Below are 1,082 nucleotides of genomic sequence, written 5' to 3' on the forward strand. Positions count from 1 at the left end.
ACGGCTCAAATCTCATGCGCGTAGTTGTAATCTATTTCAGATGAATTTTCCAGTACTTTCAATGGCGATGGGTATATATTGGACGCTCAATGAATACCCCTCTAACGGCAATTCGCCCAGTATGTGAGGATTGTCTTCACGAAGAAGAGCAGCGACAGATTAAAGGTAAAAGAGAGGACAAAATAATTCTTTCTATAATATTTACTTTTATTTTCACAATATTGACCTCTGGCCGGGATCTTTGTAAAAAAGGGTCATGAACAAATTTCAATCAAATTATGCCTTCTACACGGTAGGTGTACCTTAACTTTTTTATTTTCTATTAACGTCCGATTTTCTCCTTCCGGGTTTCTATAATAGAGATTGGTTATTCTGCAGAAAAAATTACCTAGATCAACAGCGAATTCCCTCAGGGTTTAGTTACTTACAGGGTCTAATATTAACATGACCCTTTTTTACAAAGATCCCGGCCAGAGGTCAATATGTGCCCTGGAAGGATTATAAGGCTGTCTCTGCTGATTTGAAACTCATCTATCAATCCGTCACAGAGGATGAGGCTTTGCTTGCACTGGAACAATTTGCTGAACGCTGGGATGAAAAATACCCACAAATAAGTCGCTCATGGAACGTTCACTGGCATAACCTCAACACTCTGTTTAGCTACCCATCAGACATTCGTAAAGCCATATACACAACAAACGCTATTGAGTCACTAAATAGCGTCATTCGAAAAGCAGTCAAGAAAAGAAAGCTATTTCCTTCAGATGAGTCTGCCAAAAAGGTAGTTTATCTTGCTATAATGGACGCCTCTAAAAAATGGACAATGCCCATTAGAGATTGGAGGCCCGCCCTTAATCGATTTATGATTGAATTCGAAGAGCGGTTGAGTGAGTTTGTTTAACACATGACAGTTACACAGAATTATTTACAGGCTCTAATTGGCTTATTGCTCTTGGCCCAGAGGAATTCATCTAGTATTAGATCAATTCCTCTGTATTGGCATATCGTATATACCCATCGCCATTGAAAGTACTGGAAATTTTTTCTGAAATGAATTAAAAGTATCGGCATTATGAGATTTC

At 38.6% G+C, this 1,082-nt stretch carries 1 pseudogene; it reads left to right on the forward strand.

Annotated features, from left to right (window positions below):
* Positions 1-478: 478 nt before the first annotated feature.
* A pseudogene (locus ACQY7T_RS13425) lies at positions 479-901 on the forward strand (transposase); the annotation flags it as partial.
* Positions 902-1,082: the final 181 nt, after the last annotated feature.

Source organism: Legionella sp., assembly GCF_965140895.1.
GTDB lineage: Bacteria > Pseudomonadota > Gammaproteobacteria > Legionellales > Legionellaceae > Legionella.